The following is a 14,685-nucleotide window of genomic DNA, read 5'->3' as shown; positions in this document are numbered from 1 at the left end:
CTGCAATACACCTTTGTAAATTCATTGTTATTTTTTGTTTACAGAAGAGTTTACTACTGTTGGTAAGCCCCATAATTCGATGAAGCCAACTGCTGATGCGTGGTTGAATTGGTCTTCCTTCGAGTAAGTTGCTAATTTTTCACTATATAGTGAGTTTGGTGATTTACGTCCTTCAACGATAGCATGACCTTTGTAAAGTTTCACACGCACAGTACCATTTACGTATTGTTGTGACTCAGCAAGGAATGCTTGTAGTGCATCACGTAAAGGTGAGAACCATAAACCATCATAGATTAATTCAGATAATTTTTTCTCGATTACTGGTTTGAAGTGAGCTAATTCTTTTACAAGCGTTAAGTCTTCTAACTCTTTGTGAGCTGTTAAAAGAACTTTTGCACCCGGAATTTCATATACTTCACGAGATTTAATACCAACTAGACGGTTTTCTACGTGGTCGATACGTCCTACACCGTGTGCACCAGCTACTGCATTTAATTCTTGGATTAAATCTGCTAGTTTCATTTCTTTGCCGTTTAAAGCAACTGGTTTACCAGCAACGAATTCGATTTCTACAAATTCAGCTTCGTTAGGTGCATTTTCCACTGGAACAGTTAAGCCGTAAGCTTCTTCTGGTGGAGATACCCATGGATCTTCCATGACACCCGCTTCGTTTGCACGGCCCCATAAGTTTTGGTCGATTGAGAATGGTGAATCAAGTGTCGCAGGAATCGGTACATTATGTTTCATTGCATATTCGATTTCCTCGTCACGGCTCCAGCCCCACTCACGTACAGGTGCTAACACTTCTAAATCTGGGTTAAGTGCTTTAATAGAAACTTCAAAACGAACTTGGTCATTCCCTTTACCTGTGCAACCATGCGCTACTGCATCTGCATTGACTTCGTTTGCAATCTCAACTAATTTTTTAGAAATTAACGGACGAGAAAGTGCTGATACTAATGGATATTTTTGCTCATACCATGTATGTGCTTGTAAAGATACTAATGCATATTCTTCAGCGAATTCATCTTTTGCATCTACCATATATGATTCTACCGCTCCTACTTGAAGCGCTTTGTTTTTAATAAATTCTAGGTCTTTTCCTTCTCCAACATCTAGACAAACTGCGATAACGTCCCATCCTTGTTCTTTTAACCAAGGGATTGCTACTGATGTATCTAGACCACCTGAGTATGCTAAAACTACTTTTTTATTTGCCATGAAAAATGCGCCTCCAATTGCTCTATTCGATGTATGTTTATACATTCTATTAAAAGTTTATACACGAATAGTATCATGTTATAAAAATAAATACAAGTGCATTTTTATAAAAAATTAGACTTTTATGATTTATGTAAATAGTAAGGCATAACAATGTTTAAAGGCTCTATTCGAATAGGGATTCTTTTTACTCGAAAATACGTTATCTTCCTAAATCACCCAATGTATATGATATAAAAAAGATTCTGACATTGTTGATTTCCACTGCGGGCGGTTGCTTTCCACCCCAATCAACTAAATATGTAAATGAACATTACAATCTACTATAACTATGTAGACAGTACTTCCGAGGTGTCGAAAATGGATAAAGAAGAATCAAATCAGTGAACCTGAACAGTTAGAAAAAATGACAGTAGGTCAATGAATTATTAAAAGCAAATCTCTTACACCTCTTCGTTGAAATGAAACAAATTTATGCAAAATGTAACGAAAAAATGACAAAAGGCATCGAGAAGTCCATTCTCGATGCCTTTCATTCTGTGGATGAAGGATCTTGTCCATAAAAATTGAATTTGTAAATCGTTCTTAAAGATGTAGACACAGGCTCTTTCCTGCATGAGTAGCGTGGATTTTGCTAAATAGATAGTTCTTCTAAAATGTCTGAATAAGATCTGTCACTACCTTCTTACAAAATTAAATTGGACAATCCCCTTTTACTATCTCATTAAATACAAAAATCTAGTGAATTGGAGTGGAAGGTGGCGACTCCTAGGGAATCAGCGAGCAACTTGAGACCCTGCAGGAGCAGTGTGGTTTGCGACGAAAGCAAAGCGACGAAAGCAAAGCGACAGGAGCACAGCGACGAAGCGGCTCAAGGCTCGACCCCTGGAAAGCGTCCACCTATAACGGAAATTAACAGGTTCCTTAAACAACCAAACATCAACGTTCACAAAAAATGATTATCTTAATTGTTTTCAACAATATGAAAGATTCTGCAGTTGCAGAATCTTTTTATTTCTTATTAAAAAGTGGTTTTGCTAGACGTTCAATCGTAGCAGGAGCTAGCGCATACAGCCTACTTGTTAACCCCATAATACGTGGTAAATTCACCTCACGTACCGGACGCCCAATTGTCTTTATAGTCTCTTGTGCTACATGTTCAGGAGTAAGTAAAAAACGACCTAACGATTCTCGGTAACCACTTTCGTCATTCGCCTTGTCTAAAAATGGCGTATCAATTGGCCCTGGGTGAATGGCAGTAACGTTAATATTATACGGTGCTAGTTCCATACGTAAACCGTTAGTAAAACCGACAATTGCATGTTTCGTTGCTGCATAGACACTTGCTTTTGGTGTCGCAACCTTTCCTGCCTGTGAACCAATGAAAATAAGTTGGCCATAACCACGCTCCATCATTGGTGCAGCTAGACGTTTTGCCAAATACATCGGTACGGTTACATTTAAATCAACCATTTGGGCAATCGCCTCATCTGAAAGTTCAGGTGCAATACCAAACTTTCCAACACCAGCAGACAGTATAGCAACATCAATTTCAGGTAATTGAGCACAAACCTGATCAATTGCATCTAATGACGTTAAATCCGCTTGTATGACATTTGCTCCGAGACGCTCTAGCGCCTTGAGTGCTACTACATTGCGTCCGGTTGCATGTACTTGATGCCCCTCGGCAACTAATAATTCGGTAATTTTCAAACCAACCCCACTAGTCGCTCCAGTAACAAATATCGTTTTTTTATTCAAATTCATGTATAAACCTACTTTCGTTTAAACAAATAGACGCCCGCTTCATTTTTCTCCGCAGTAACAAAGTCATTTGCTTCTAAATAATCTAAATGTCCAATTGTTTTTGAAAGCGTCAACCCTAGCTGACGTTGGAATATTGAAGGATATAAGCGCTCTGTTAATTGTACAGCTGTTAATTGCTCCTCGCCTAGTAGCTCATGTACCTTCTTGGATTGCAGCTGCTGGCGCTCTAAACGCTTTTTAATAAGATCAGGTATATTTTCTAAATCCGCACCATGCCCTGTATACATCTTATTCACTGGTAATTGTCTTAGAATTTCGAGTGAATCATTATATTGTAGCAATGATTTTGTTCTTCCAAGCATTCGATCCAATGGTGGCTCAATTAACGGGTTGGGTGTGATTTTATCTAATAATAAATCTCCACCAATGACATTGTTTGTTCTCTCACTCCAAAAAATGAAGTGACTTTGCGCATGTCCAAGTGTCTCGATTGCTTTTAAGCCTGGATGGCCGGGCACCTCGTCACCATCATGGAGTATTTGAGTGAGCGGTCGCTCGCCGACAAGCTCCATCTCACGACGAACATGTACACTAGCTTGAATATATTCCCGTGGTACACCATGCTCATATAATCGCTCGCTATAAAATTGTTCATGATAATTTAGAAACTCCTCATCATGACGTAGCCATTTATCATTATATTCATGTCCAATAATTTCAGCATTTGGGAATGCATCTACCCAGCCAGCATGATCGGGATGATGATGTGTTAGCACGACTTGCTCAATATCTTGCAATTGATAGCCAGCTGCATGAACTCCCCATTTTAGCGCATCATACGCCTCCATTGTTTTTGGTCCAACATCAAAAATCGTTAGTGCATCGCCTTTGACTACAAATGCATTAACATCACCTACTGGATAGGGTGTTGGTATTTCGATTTTGTGTACCGACAAAGCTGTATCCCCCTCTTACTTAATGAATCTTCATTCATACTATTCTACAGGTTTTTTTCCATTTCGTCACGCTAGTGTTGACAGTGCACAAGTTTATCCCTATAATTTTGAATAATCTAAATTAAAAAAGGCTATGACGAAGCCAAGTATGCATTTGGTGAAGGTGTTGAAAGAGAGTGTTATATCTGCTGCAAGTAACACCACCCACTCCCACTGCTGAACCTACTTCTGAGCTGTTATGACAACATAACCGTCCCCCATTGCGATAAAAGGGTTTATGAGTTGTGCCCTATGGCAAACAAAGGTGGTACCGCGGAATGCAATAGCGTTTTCGTCCTTAATTTTAAGGACGGGAGCGCTTTTTATTTTATCAATTACGCCTCGGCGTAATTACGTCCAGATTTTGAATTGTGCTTACACAATTCACTCCTTTCAAAATCTGTGACATCCGCCGGAGGCTTAAACTTTATTCAGTCATCACTTGAACATCCACTGAATAAAAAACAAAACCAATTATACTTATTACCATCTATGGTGATAGGAAACATCTACTGAAGAAAGTTTAACTGGAGGTTTTTATTGTATGAAGAAAATTTTATTTATCGGTGCTGGCTCGATGGCCGAGGCACTTATGCAGGGCTGGATTAAACAGCAAGTTTTTAAGCCCCACCAAATATACATTACGAATCGTTCAGACAACGAGCGCTTACAATGTTTACATGACAAATACGGCGTGTCTATCCTACAAGACGATGAGACTTTCGCTCAATTAGATTCAATTATTTTAGCGATGAAGCCAAAAGATGCAGTTGCAGCTATGCAACTTCTACACGCTAAATTAGCTGATCATACGGCTGTCCTCTCTATTCTAGCAGGTATACCAATTGATACAATCATAGAAAACCTTGGCAATCGCCCCGTTGCTCGTGTCATGCCAAATACTTCTGCCACAATCGGGATGTCAGCAAGTGGCATTGCCTTTAATGAAGCTGTATCAGATGAGCAGCGTACAATATTCCTTCAATTATTAGAAGCTGTTGGTTCAGTGATTGAAGTAAAAGAAGATCAACTTCACGCGGTTACAGCCCTTTCAGGTAGTGGACCCGCTTATATTTATTATTTAATGGAAGCATTTGAACGTGTAGGCACAGAAGTTGGACTTGATAAAGATACAGTGCGTCTACTCATGACACAAACTTTAGCCGGTACTGCAGAAATGCTCAAACAATCCCCAGAAGAGCCAAACGAACTACGCAAAAAAGTAACTAGCCCTGGTGGCACAACGGAGGCTGGCATCAAAGCACTTGAACATTATCACTTCAATGACGCTATTGAAGCATGCATTAAAGGTGCTGAAGCTCGGTCTCGCGAACTTGCAAAAAGCAAATGATACAGGCAAAATACAGTATATCACCAAGAATTAGGAGGCATACCTTTGAATAAATTATTTGAACCTTATCAATTACAAAATATTTCTTTAAAAAATCGCGTTGTCATGGCACCAATGTGCATGTATTCTGCAGAGGATGATGGGCTTGTTACACCGTTCCACGTTGTGCACTACGCGACACGTGCAGCCGGTCAAGTTGGGCTAATCGTATTAGAAGCCACTGGTGTTTTACCAGAAGGACGAATTTCAAACAAAGACCTTGGCATCTGGGATGATGTACATATTGAAGGCTTAAAACAAGTCGTTGATGGCATTAAGGCATACGGCGCGAAAACAGCCATTCAATTAGCACACGCTGGGCGAAAAGCAACGGTTGAAGGTGAAATTTTCGCCCCTTCCGCAATTGCCTTTAACGATTCCTATAAAACTCCGACAGAAATGACTTTAACTGATATCGAAAAAGTCATTGAAGCTTTCAAACAAGCAGCGATTCGTGCAGACAAAGCTGGATTTGATGCCCTCGAAATTCACGGAGCACACGGTTATTTAATTAGTGAGTTCTTATCGCCTGCAACGAATAAGCGTACAGATGCATATGGCGGCTCACAGGAAAACCGCTATCGTCTCCTTCGCCAAGTAATCGATGCGATTCGTAGTGTTTGGGATGGACCGTTACTTGTACGTGTTTCTGCCGAGGACTATGCGGAAGACGGCACAACGATGGATGATTTCATCGTCTTTAGCCGTTGGATGAAATCTCAGGGTGTCGATTTAATCGATGTCTCTACAGGTGGTGTTGTCCCAGCCCGCATGAATGTATTCCCAGGCTATCAAGTACCACATGCAGAAGCCATCAAACACGGAGCTGGCATTCCAACAAGTGCGGTTGGTCTCATAACAACAGCCAACCAAGCGGAGGAAATCTTGCAAAACGATCGTGCTGATCTCATTTTCTTAGCACGTGTATTGTTACGCGATCCGTATTGGCCACTTCACGCAGCAAAAGCATTGGGTGAAGAAGTGACACCACCGACACCTTATGTGCGAGGTTGGTAAACACTTATTTAGGGATTCTATCGGCTATATTTCAAGTTCTATCAGCGATAATCTTAATTCTATCGGCGATTCTTAAGGATCTATCAGTAATTACATCGAATCAGAACAAACTATCTACTAAGACATGATCTAAAATAAAAACCGCTTTTGGCTATGCGCCAAAGCGGTTTTATAGTTAATTGTAATACTAAAAATCATACTCCGCATCTTTTTTCGTTCGAATTTCTGCGAAAGCATCGACTACCATCACAGTATCCTCCGCTAAACGTTCTAAGCGGAATAGGACGTCATCATTGATGATTTCTTTCCGTAAAAAGTCTTTTTCTTCTATAAATACATACGTTGGCACGATGTGTGCTTTCATATAAGCAAGAATTGGTTTTAATTGCTGTTCGACCATTAAATAATGTTTTGATGTACCAGCAGTAACGACTGTACTCACGACTTTGTCTCGGAAGGCATTCACCGGCAGTAAGTCGAAAATATTTTTTAATGTCGCTGGAATTGATGCTTGGAACGTTGGTGTACCAATAACAATTGCATCAGCTGCCATAATTGTTTCAGTCACATATTTTGTATCCCCATCGTATTCAAAGTAATTACGCCCATCACTAAATTCTAATTTGTATTCGGCTAAGTCCAGTAATGTCACTTCATGCTCAGGATATTTTTGTTGAAGCATTTCAACAACTTTCACCATCGCTGTTTTTGTTTTAGAGCCGACAATTGAGCCAGCTAGTGCTACGATTTTCATGTTGTTCGCTCCTTATTTCGCTGTATATTTTTTAATCGTTGGAAGAATGTCATTCCCGATTATTTCGATGTTTTTCATAATTTTATCGAATGGTACGCCACCAAAGTCAAGTTGAGCCATAAAACGTTGCATACCATATAGTTCAATTTGGTAAAGCATTTTTTCAATAATTTGTTCTTTGCTACCAACCATCAGTGCATCACGTGGGTCTGTTGATTGTGCAAATTGTTGTTTTGGATAGCCGCCACCACGAATTGCCTGGAAGCCACCATTAATATGTGGATACATGCCTTGTAATGCCTCTTGTGTTGTATCTGCTACATAGAATAAACTTGTTGTCGCAATCGGTAATGTACTTGGATCAAAGCCGCTACGATCTGCTGCTTCACGATACGCATCCACAGAAGCTTTGAAGTTCACAGCAGGACCCCCTAATGTAGTTAGCATCATTGGGATACCCATATAGCCTGCTTTAATAGCACTAGCCGGTGGGCCACCTACAGCTCGCCAAATTGGTAGGGAACCATTTTTTGGTTGCGGCAAGATTTGTGCACGATCTAACGGTGCACGGAATTGCCCGTTCCAAGTCACAATTTCCTCGTCATTTATCTTTTTCAGTAGTTCTAATTTTTCCTCAAAAATTTCTTCATAATCTTGTAATTCAACGCCAAGTAAGTGGTAGGCGCCAACACGAGAGCCACGACCTGCAACGATTTCAGCACGACCATTTGAAATTAAATCGATTGTCGCAAAATCCTCATATACACGAACAGGGTCAGATACACTTAATACTGTTGCAGAGCTTGCTATTTTAATTTTTTCAGTTGCTTGTGCGATAGCGCCTAAAACAACCGTATGTGCCTGCGTTGTAAAATACGTTTGGTGACTTTCACCGACACCAAATACATCAATGCCAGCTTGTTCTGCTAATTTACTAGCTTCAATTAGCTCATTAATTCGTTGTTGTGCGGAAATGCGCTCACCTGTTAGTGGGTTCGGGATATGATCCCCTAGTGAATAAAGTCCAAATTCAATACCTTTTGATTGATCAATACGATAGTTTTCCATGTTGTTTCGCTCCTTTAATCTAGTGGTTCTAAAATTGCTTCAATTTCTGTACGTTTACCTTCTAAAAATGGTGGTAAATCAAGTTCTTTACCTAGGTCTTCAATCTTTGAATCTACTGTAAAGCCAGGTCCATCTGTCGCCATTTCAAACAAAATGCCGTTACGATCTCTAAAGTATAAGCTTTGGAAGTAAAAACGATCGATAACGCCAGAACTGTCTAAGCCACGCTCTTTAATTAATGCATCCCATTTGTGTAATTCTTCAACAGTATCTACTCGTAATGCAAGGTGGTGGATACTTCCGCGACCAGGCTTTTCACTTGGCCCTTCTTGCTCTATAACAACAATCTCACCTAGTGTTTCTCCTTTGATTGATTGAAGGCGTGCTTCTTTGTCATTTTCCATAACGACTGTATAATCAAATAACTCCTGCAGTAAATTCACAGTGCGGCTTAAATAACGGACTGTCATTTCTACTGTGCCCATACCTAAAATACGATGCTCAGTTAGAACCTTTGAATCCTCCCATGCTTGCCACCCCGCTGGTGTCTCTTGCCCATTATGATTTAACAACACCATGCGTAAGCCTTCATGATCTTCAAACAATAGTGCATCTTTGCCTGCATACGTAGTAATTTCGCTATGCTCGACATCTAACAATTCAAAACGTTTCTTCCAGTACTCTAAACTTTCATAGCTAGGTACAAGTAATCCGATACGTGTAATGGCATTCGTCCCTCGTACTGTGCGACCTGCTACTGGCATTTCAAAAAAGGATAATTCTGTGCCGGCTGCTCCAGTCAAATCTCCATAAAATAAGTGATACATAGAGGGTGAATCCTGATTGACTGTTTTTTTCACACGACGTAAGCCAAGAATCTTTGTATAAAAGTCATTATTACGTTTCCCGTTTTTCGTTAGCATTGATATATGATGATGTCCGCTTAATTTGTTCATTATAGTTTCCTCCTACATTTCACTTGACTACGCAAGTGATAGTGTAAAAAAAATTACGTTGTCGGCAATTTTTTTTCCCGGCTATTCTTTTCTAATTTCGACATTAGTGTATATAGTGTTTTCATTTCTTCTTCAGTTAGAACATCTTCAAAAAATGAGGATTGAAAGTGAAGCTGACACGGTGTTGCTGTATCGATCATTTGCTCACCCTTTGCCGTTAGCGAAATCGTTTTTGTTTTCCAATCTTGCTTGCGCTCAATCAGTTCTTCTTTTTCAAGACGCGCGAGCATACGTGACATACCACCCTGCGTAACAGTAACTTTTTCAGCTAGCTCCGATTGTGTTAATGGAGCATATGTCTTAATCTGCATTAGCACATCAAATTGCGCCGTTGTTAAATCAAAGCGTTTTAGATATTCATTAGATAACTGATTACTTTGATTGGTAAAGCGCATCATTCGTAGCCATGTAAGTGAGCCCAGTGTATGTTTTCGCATTGCTTCGTCCCCCTCTCTGTGTTCTGTATTATCACTTTACCACGCAAGTGATAAATACGCAAGATAAATATCTCGAATTTGAGATATTTTTATTACCTCTAGAATTCTATTGATTCATTCTTGATAAATAAAACAAGGCGACTACCTGTTCAAAGCCGAACAAGAAGTCACCTATTGTTTTAGAAAGATATAAGTCACTTACTATATTTAGCAATTAAACCACACTCTGGCGAAAAGTAGTTGTCAAAAGAAGTTTCAACAACATTGTTAAATGTACTTACTTGGGTAGTGAATGTGTAATGTATAGCTCGAACAAATTCTTCATCCTTTTATGTGTCCCACGATCGAGTAACTTTTGAAGCTTTCTTAATCAACTTCTCAAAAGTATAGTTAACACCGTCTATTTCATAATTAAATATTTAATCCATTTCATTATACTCAATGAGCTGTTGATATTTTTTTGATTTATATCAGAGTCTTTAGCCACAACTCCAAATCGAATATAGCATTTCCCTTAATTTTGAGCAGGTTGGAGTATTTTCACCGAAATATAACCTCTACTACCTTCCATCGATTGAACTAGGAGATAGCCGTTTAATTCAATCCCTAACGACTTAAAAACTGTATCTTTTAAATAAATTGACAATGTATTTGTGGAATAATTGTCATTTAATAAAGATGGTTCATACCTTTCTGTCGCTCTTGCCCCACGGATTGGTCCTAGAAGCAACTGTGCATCGGCTGTTAATGTATAAAATCCTTCATCTCTTTTTGTTGTTTCTACAATTCTAATATCTGTTCCATCAATAATACCATTGACTGCATTCCCCTCTTCAAGGCTATAGTAGTAATCTAATTTTCCATTGTCGAAAGAAACAGAGCTAAAATGACTTCCCGGGACACTGTTATTAAATAAATGCTCTCCATATGCAAGGTCTATCATCGGATATTTTTCTTCAAAATAAGCAGTAGTTCCTTGACGATTGATCACGATATAACCTGGATTTTCATAAATTGAAGAGCGGATTTCAAAAGGCACTTCCTTAAAAACAACTAAATCCGTTGCTTGTACACGATAACCAGAGCTCATCCAATAAAATGTTTTATTGTCGTATTTTTCGATATTGTAAACACGGAAATAATTGTTTCGTTTAACAATCATTGAACTATATGTACCATTCGCATTTTTCTTATAAACTTTCACATCTTTTGTAAACGTCATTTTCCCTGTTTGATCTTTCACTACTTGTGCTCCATCCCAGTTAACTGTAGCTTTAGATTCTACTGGACTTGAGAAAATAACTAAACTCAAAAGGAAACCTACTAAGTATTTCTTCATTCAATCTACTCCATCTATGTTTAATTGTATTTCTAACTTAATTATAGCTTTTCAAAAAACTATTTGTCGCTACATTCTTATGAAAAGTCAAAAATATAACAGGCGCATTGATTTACCAATTTTCACTATTAAAGTGGGAGGTAAATTACCGCTACTAGCTTCTACATTTACGTGGTCAAGTATCATTTAGTATATGGGTAAAAAATCGTAACAAATGATAAGTATCAAACGTCTAATTTATAAGAAAAGGAGGTGTGTTTTTGAAAAAATACATAATTTTAATAACTGTTTTCTTAGGAAATCTATTGTTATGGGGATGTTCTGAAAGGGAAATTACCACGGTAACTTTTGATAATCCAACTGCACAAGAGATATTGAAAATGGATTCAGAAGCAGACATTTTTCAATGGGACAACACTATTTATCAAACGAATATTGATTGGGTAGATGGACTTATTTTAACAGAAGGTGATTTAGTTGGAGTAATAGAATATAATTCATCCAACTCAATTGATTTTAAAGATACTACTGCAAATATTTTACCAATTGGTACTGAAATCTATAAAGTTAAAGAACGTAATGATGTATTAATTGCAAAATATAAGAATGAATTGAAATACTATTTCCAATTAGTTGAAGGATAAATAATGGAGTTTAATGTAATCATTCCTTCCCCCTGCGACAGAAACAATAAGTATATTCGATTTAAATTGAATATGCTTATCAATATAATAAAAAACAAGAATCAAGTTAAACAAAGCTTAATTTATAAAAAAATGAAGCTATCCGAAAAGCAACAGACAGTTGACTTTTAGGATAGCCTCATTCAAATCTTACTTCAATAGTAGTGGAAGAAACTTGTTAAAATTCATAATGATACACGATTTTATAAAGTTCCATTAGTTCTTCATGTGTTGGCACTTTTGGATTGTTTCCTGGACTGCCGCTAGCAATTGCATCAACGGCCATCTTCGGAATTGCAGCATAAAAGGCATCTTCTTCAATACCCCACTGTTGTAAGTTCCCGATATCCATCTTTTTGCACATTTCCTTAATAGAAGAAATCGCTAAATCTGCAAGCTCGTCTTGAGTCAACGCCTCTCCTTCTTTATTAAAGAATTTACCGAGGTCAGCTAAACCATCCACACACGCATCTTTTGAGTATTCTAATACAGCAGGTAGAAGCATTGCATTCGAAATACCATGTGGTACGTGGAATAGTGCTCCGATTGGACGAGACATGCCATGAACTAAGGCCACCGAAGCATTGGAAAATGACAATCCGGCTTGCATTGCGCCAAGTGACATGGCCTCCCGTGCATCAATATCATCGCCTTGTTCATACACTTTCAAAATATTATTCACGATTAAATCCATCGCAGATAACGCCAAGACGTTAGAATATGGATGTGCTAAACGTGATAAATAACTTTCAATCGCATGACTTAATGCGTCAATACCCGTTGCGGCAGTAATTGATGGCGGTGAAGTCAATGTTAGCAGCGGATCAACAATTGCTACATTGGGCATAAATGCTGGTTGCTTAATCATCATTTTCACATCATTCGTCGTGCTTGTAATAACTGTCGCGTCTGTTGCCTCTGAGCCTGTACCAGCGGTTGTTGGAATGGCAATGTGAGGGATTGGTGTTTGATTAGCAATCTTTTGCATTTTCATATAATCCCCAATATAACCGCCATTTGTTGCAACAACTGCAATAGCTTTCGCAGTATCAATGCAACTTCCCCCACCAACTGAAATAATGATATCGCATTGTTCTGACTGTAAAAGTCGAAGCCCTTCCGTCACATACGTATCAACCGGCTCTGATATTACACCCAAATACGAAACCGCTTCCAAACCTTGCTCATTTAAATAAGAAGTACATTGATGAACAAAACCCAGACTATCCATAATCGGATCACTTATAATGAGTACCTTCGTTCCTATTTTTTTTGCATACACCCCTACTTCTTCAAATGAATCCCGACCATAAATGATTGTCCCCGGTGAATTAACGGTAAAGATTGTTTTTGTTTGAATCATTTCGTATCCCCCTCAATGATTGTGCCTTATCAATCTTTTATAAAAAAACTATTCTCGTATAAACGACTCTTCACAAGTCATTAGTCGGTATTACTTGGGAATGCAAATGTTGATGTTGTTGACGTGTTACTTGTCATCCAACGTTCAGAAACCATTTTTGTTTTTGTAAAGAAGCGTGCCTGATCTGGCCCAAACATATGCCCTTCACCAAAACGAGACCCCTTGAAGCCGGCAAAATTGTGATAACCAACCGGAATCGGAATAGGCACGTTCACACCAACCATCCCTACATCGATTTCTGTCGTGAACTTACGAGCTGCATAACCGTCATTTGTAAAAATCGTGACACCGTTTCCAAGTTCATGCTCATTAATGAGCTGAATCGCTTCATCTAATGAAGCAACGCGGACTACATTACGAACTGGACCGAAGACTTCTTGTTCATAAATTTCCATGCCTGGTTTTACATGATCTAATAATGTCGGACCTACAAAGAAACCATTTGATTCTTTCACTATAGCTAGTTCACGACCATCACAAACTACTTTCGCCCCGTCAAATTCCCCACGCTCAATGGCAGTTAAAATTGAGTCTTTCGATTGCTGTGAAATAACAGGACCAAAATCAGTATCTGCCTCTGTATAAGAACCCACTTTAAACGCTGCAATTTTCACTTTTAAGATGTCTACAAGACGGTCTGCTGTTTCTTGACCAACAGGCATTAATGTAGAGATGGCCATGCAACGTTGCGATGCTGCCCCATATGCCGCACCGATAAATGCATTCGCCACTTGCTCAAGTTCTGCATCTGGCATCACAACCATGTTGTTTTTACCTCCACCAAGGGCTGTCACTCGTTTACCGTTTTTCGCACCTGTTTCATAAATGTATTTAGCAACTGGTGTCGATCCTACAAACGATACTGCTTGTACTTTTGGATTTTCTAATATCTCATTGACAGCATCTTTATCACCGTTGACAACTGTCCAAATGCCATCTGGTAGACCCGCCTTTTTCCATAACTCGCTCACATATAAAGCTGTCATTGGTACTCGTTCAGATGCTTTTAGCACAACGGCGTTCCCAACAGCAACAGCCATAGTCGTTTGTGCTAATGGCACCATTATCGGGAAGTTAAAAGGTGAAATAGCCGCGACAACACCAAGTGGATATTTCGCAGAATAGGCGTTAATGTCACCACCTACATTTACTGAGTATTCCCCTTTTACTAAATGAGGTGCACCAATCGCTAAATCAACGGATTCAATTCCTCGCGTAATTTCACCGCGTGCATCCTCAATGGTTTTACCACTTTCTTTACAAATAATCCGCACCAATTCATCTGAATTTTCAGTAATTAAATTGCGGAATTTTAGTACTACTTCTGCACGTTTTGCCACAGATGTATCGCGCCATTTTGGAAATGCTAACAGTGCCTTATCAATTGCCTCGCGTGTTTCCTCTGCTGTTGCTAGTGGTACTTTTGCAATGACTTCTCCTGTTGTTGGATTGTATACCGAACCGTAGCGTCCGCTTTTTCCCTCGACCCATTCCCCACCGATAAAATGCGTTAATGTTGTTACCCCCTGTACTGTCGTCATATGTTTAGTCCTCCCTTTTCCCCACGAATTCTAA

At 39.0% G+C, this 14,685-nt stretch carries 13 protein-coding genes; 3 read left to right on the top strand and 10 right to left on the bottom strand.

Features of this window, described 5'->3' with window-relative positions:
• Positions 1–27: 27 nt before the first annotated feature.
• The 3 genes from ACIQ2D_RS05135 to ACIQ2D_RS05125 form a co-directional block, all read right to left on the bottom strand.
• Positions 28–1,221: an argininosuccinate synthase gene (locus tag ACIQ2D_RS05135; RefSeq protein ID WP_402860386.1), complete on the bottom strand. Its 1,194-nt coding sequence runs from the start codon at positions 1,219–1,221 to the stop codon at positions 28–30.
• 1,011 nt (positions 1,222–2,232) lie between these two features.
• Positions 2,233–2,988, bottom strand: coding sequence for an SDR family NAD(P)-dependent oxidoreductase (locus tag ACIQ2D_RS05130; RefSeq protein WP_402860383.1), 756 nt, complete (start codon positions 2,986–2,988; stop codon positions 2,233–2,235).
• An 8-nt stretch (positions 2,989–2,996) separates the two neighbouring features.
• A complete protein-coding gene (locus tag ACIQ2D_RS05125; RefSeq protein ID WP_402860380.1) occupies positions 2,997–3,944 on the bottom strand; it encodes an MBL fold metallo-hydrolase in 948 nt (315 codons plus the stop codon).
• A 583-nt stretch (positions 3,945–4,527) separates the two neighbouring features.
• On the opposite strand from ACIQ2D_RS05125, the gene proC reads away from it, so the two are divergent.
• Together proC and namA are read left to right on the top strand one after the other, a co-directional pair.
• Positions 4,528–5,334, top strand: a complete 807-nt coding sequence (proC, locus tag ACIQ2D_RS05120; protein ID WP_402860377.1) for a pyrroline-5-carboxylate reductase — start codon at positions 4,528–4,530, stop codon at positions 5,332–5,334.
• A 45-nt stretch (positions 5,335–5,379) separates the two neighbouring features.
• Positions 5,380–6,390, top strand: coding sequence for an NADPH dehydrogenase NamA (namA, locus tag ACIQ2D_RS05115; protein WP_402860374.1), 1,011 nt, complete (start codon positions 5,380–5,382; stop codon positions 6,388–6,390).
• A gap of 187 nt (positions 6,391–6,577) precedes the next feature.
• On the opposite strand, the gene ACIQ2D_RS05110 is transcribed toward namA, so the two are convergent.
• The 5 genes from ACIQ2D_RS05110 to ACIQ2D_RS05090 form a co-directional block, all read right to left on the bottom strand.
• Complete coding sequence (locus ACIQ2D_RS05110) at positions 6,578–7,144, bottom strand: NADPH-dependent FMN reductase (protein ID WP_402860371.1); 567 nt, start codon at positions 7,142–7,144, stop codon at positions 6,578–6,580.
• A 12-nt stretch (positions 7,145–7,156) separates the two neighbouring features.
• Positions 7,157–8,212 carry an LLM class flavin-dependent oxidoreductase gene (locus ACIQ2D_RS05105; protein ID WP_402860368.1) on the bottom strand — a complete coding sequence of 352 codons (1,056 nt, stop codon included), beginning with the start codon at positions 8,210–8,212 and terminating at the stop codon, positions 7,157–7,159.
• 14 nt (positions 8,213–8,226) lie between these two features.
• The gene (locus ACIQ2D_RS05100) at positions 8,227–9,168 is read right to left on the bottom strand and encodes a ring-cleaving dioxygenase (protein WP_402860365.1); all 942 of its coding nucleotides are present in this window, start codon (positions 9,166–9,168) and stop codon (positions 8,227–8,229) included.
• A 53-nt stretch (positions 9,169–9,221) separates the two neighbouring features.
• Positions 9,222–9,665 carry a MarR family winged helix-turn-helix transcriptional regulator gene (locus ACIQ2D_RS05095; RefSeq protein ID WP_402860362.1) on the bottom strand — a complete coding sequence of 148 codons (444 nt, stop codon included), beginning with the start codon at positions 9,663–9,665 and terminating at the stop codon, positions 9,222–9,224.
• A 514-nt stretch (positions 9,666–10,179) separates the two neighbouring features.
• Positions 10,180–11,004 carry a hypothetical protein gene (locus tag ACIQ2D_RS05090; protein WP_402860359.1) on the bottom strand — a complete coding sequence of 275 codons (825 nt, stop codon included), beginning with the start codon at positions 11,002–11,004 and terminating at the stop codon, positions 10,180–10,182.
• A gap of 260 nt (positions 11,005–11,264) precedes the next feature.
• Between ACIQ2D_RS05090 and ACIQ2D_RS05085 the strand changes: the two genes are divergently transcribed.
• Complete coding sequence (locus ACIQ2D_RS05085) at positions 11,265–11,648, top strand: hypothetical protein (RefSeq protein WP_402860356.1); 384 nt, start codon at positions 11,265–11,267, stop codon at positions 11,646–11,648.
• A gap of 217 nt (positions 11,649–11,865) precedes the next feature.
• On the opposite strand, the gene ACIQ2D_RS05080 is transcribed toward ACIQ2D_RS05085, so the two are convergent.
• Positions 11,866–13,050: an iron-containing alcohol dehydrogenase gene (locus ACIQ2D_RS05080; protein WP_402860353.1), complete on the bottom strand. Its 1,185-nt coding sequence runs from the start codon at positions 13,048–13,050 to the stop codon at positions 11,866–11,868.
• 80 nt (positions 13,051–13,130) lie between these two features.
• Positions 13,131–14,651 carry a CoA-acylating methylmalonate-semialdehyde dehydrogenase gene (locus ACIQ2D_RS05075; protein WP_402860350.1) on the bottom strand — a complete coding sequence of 507 codons (1,521 nt, stop codon included), beginning with the start codon at positions 14,649–14,651 and terminating at the stop codon, positions 13,131–13,133.
• Positions 14,652–14,685: the final 34 nt, after the last annotated feature.

This window comes from Lysinibacillus sp. NPDC097287, from assembly GCF_044761695.1.
Classification (GTDB): Bacteria; Bacillota; Bacilli; order Bacillales_A; family Planococcaceae; genus Lysinibacillus.
Note: the sequence above shows the minus strand (reverse complement) of the source record. Positions and strands in the feature narration are given on the sequence as shown.

What these genes read in the sequence shown, in the direction of transcription:
- ACIQ2D_RS05135 (WP_402860386.1), bottom strand. Translation starts at nt 1,221, where the DNA reads ATGGCAAATAAAAAAGTAGTTTTAGCATACTCAGGTGGTCTAGATACA.
- ACIQ2D_RS05110 (WP_402860371.1), bottom strand. Translation starts at nt 7,144, where the DNA reads ATGAAAATCGTAGCACTAGCTGGCTCAATTGTCGGCTCTAAAACAAAA.
- ACIQ2D_RS05105 (WP_402860368.1), bottom strand. Translation starts at nt 8,212, where the DNA reads ATGGAAAACTATCGTATTGATCAATCAAAAGGTATTGAATTTGGACTT.
- ACIQ2D_RS05095 (WP_402860362.1), bottom strand. Translation starts at nt 9,665, where the DNA reads ATGCGAAAACATACACTGGGCTCACTTACATGGCTACGAATGATGCGC.
- ACIQ2D_RS05080 (WP_402860353.1), bottom strand. Translation starts at nt 13,050, where the DNA reads ATGATTCAAACAAAAACAATCTTTACCGTTAATTCACCGGGGACAATC.
- ACIQ2D_RS05075 (WP_402860350.1), bottom strand. Translation starts at nt 14,651, where the DNA reads ATGACGACAGTACAGGGGGTAACAACATTAACGCATTTTATCGGTGGG.
- ACIQ2D_RS05130 (WP_402860383.1), bottom strand. Translation starts at nt 2,988, where the DNA reads ATGAATTTGAATAAAAAAACGATATTTGTTACTGGAGCGACTAGTGGG.
- ACIQ2D_RS05100 (WP_402860365.1), bottom strand. Translation starts at nt 9,168, where the DNA reads ATGAACAAATTAAGCGGACATCATCATATATCAATGCTAACGAAAAAC.
- ACIQ2D_RS05090 (WP_402860359.1), bottom strand. Translation starts at nt 11,004, where the DNA reads ATGAAGAAATACTTAGTAGGTTTCCTTTTGAGTTTAGTTATTTTCTCA.
- proC (WP_402860377.1), top strand. Translation starts at nt 4,528, where the DNA reads ATGAAGAAAATTTTATTTATCGGTGCTGGCTCGATGGCCGAGGCACTT.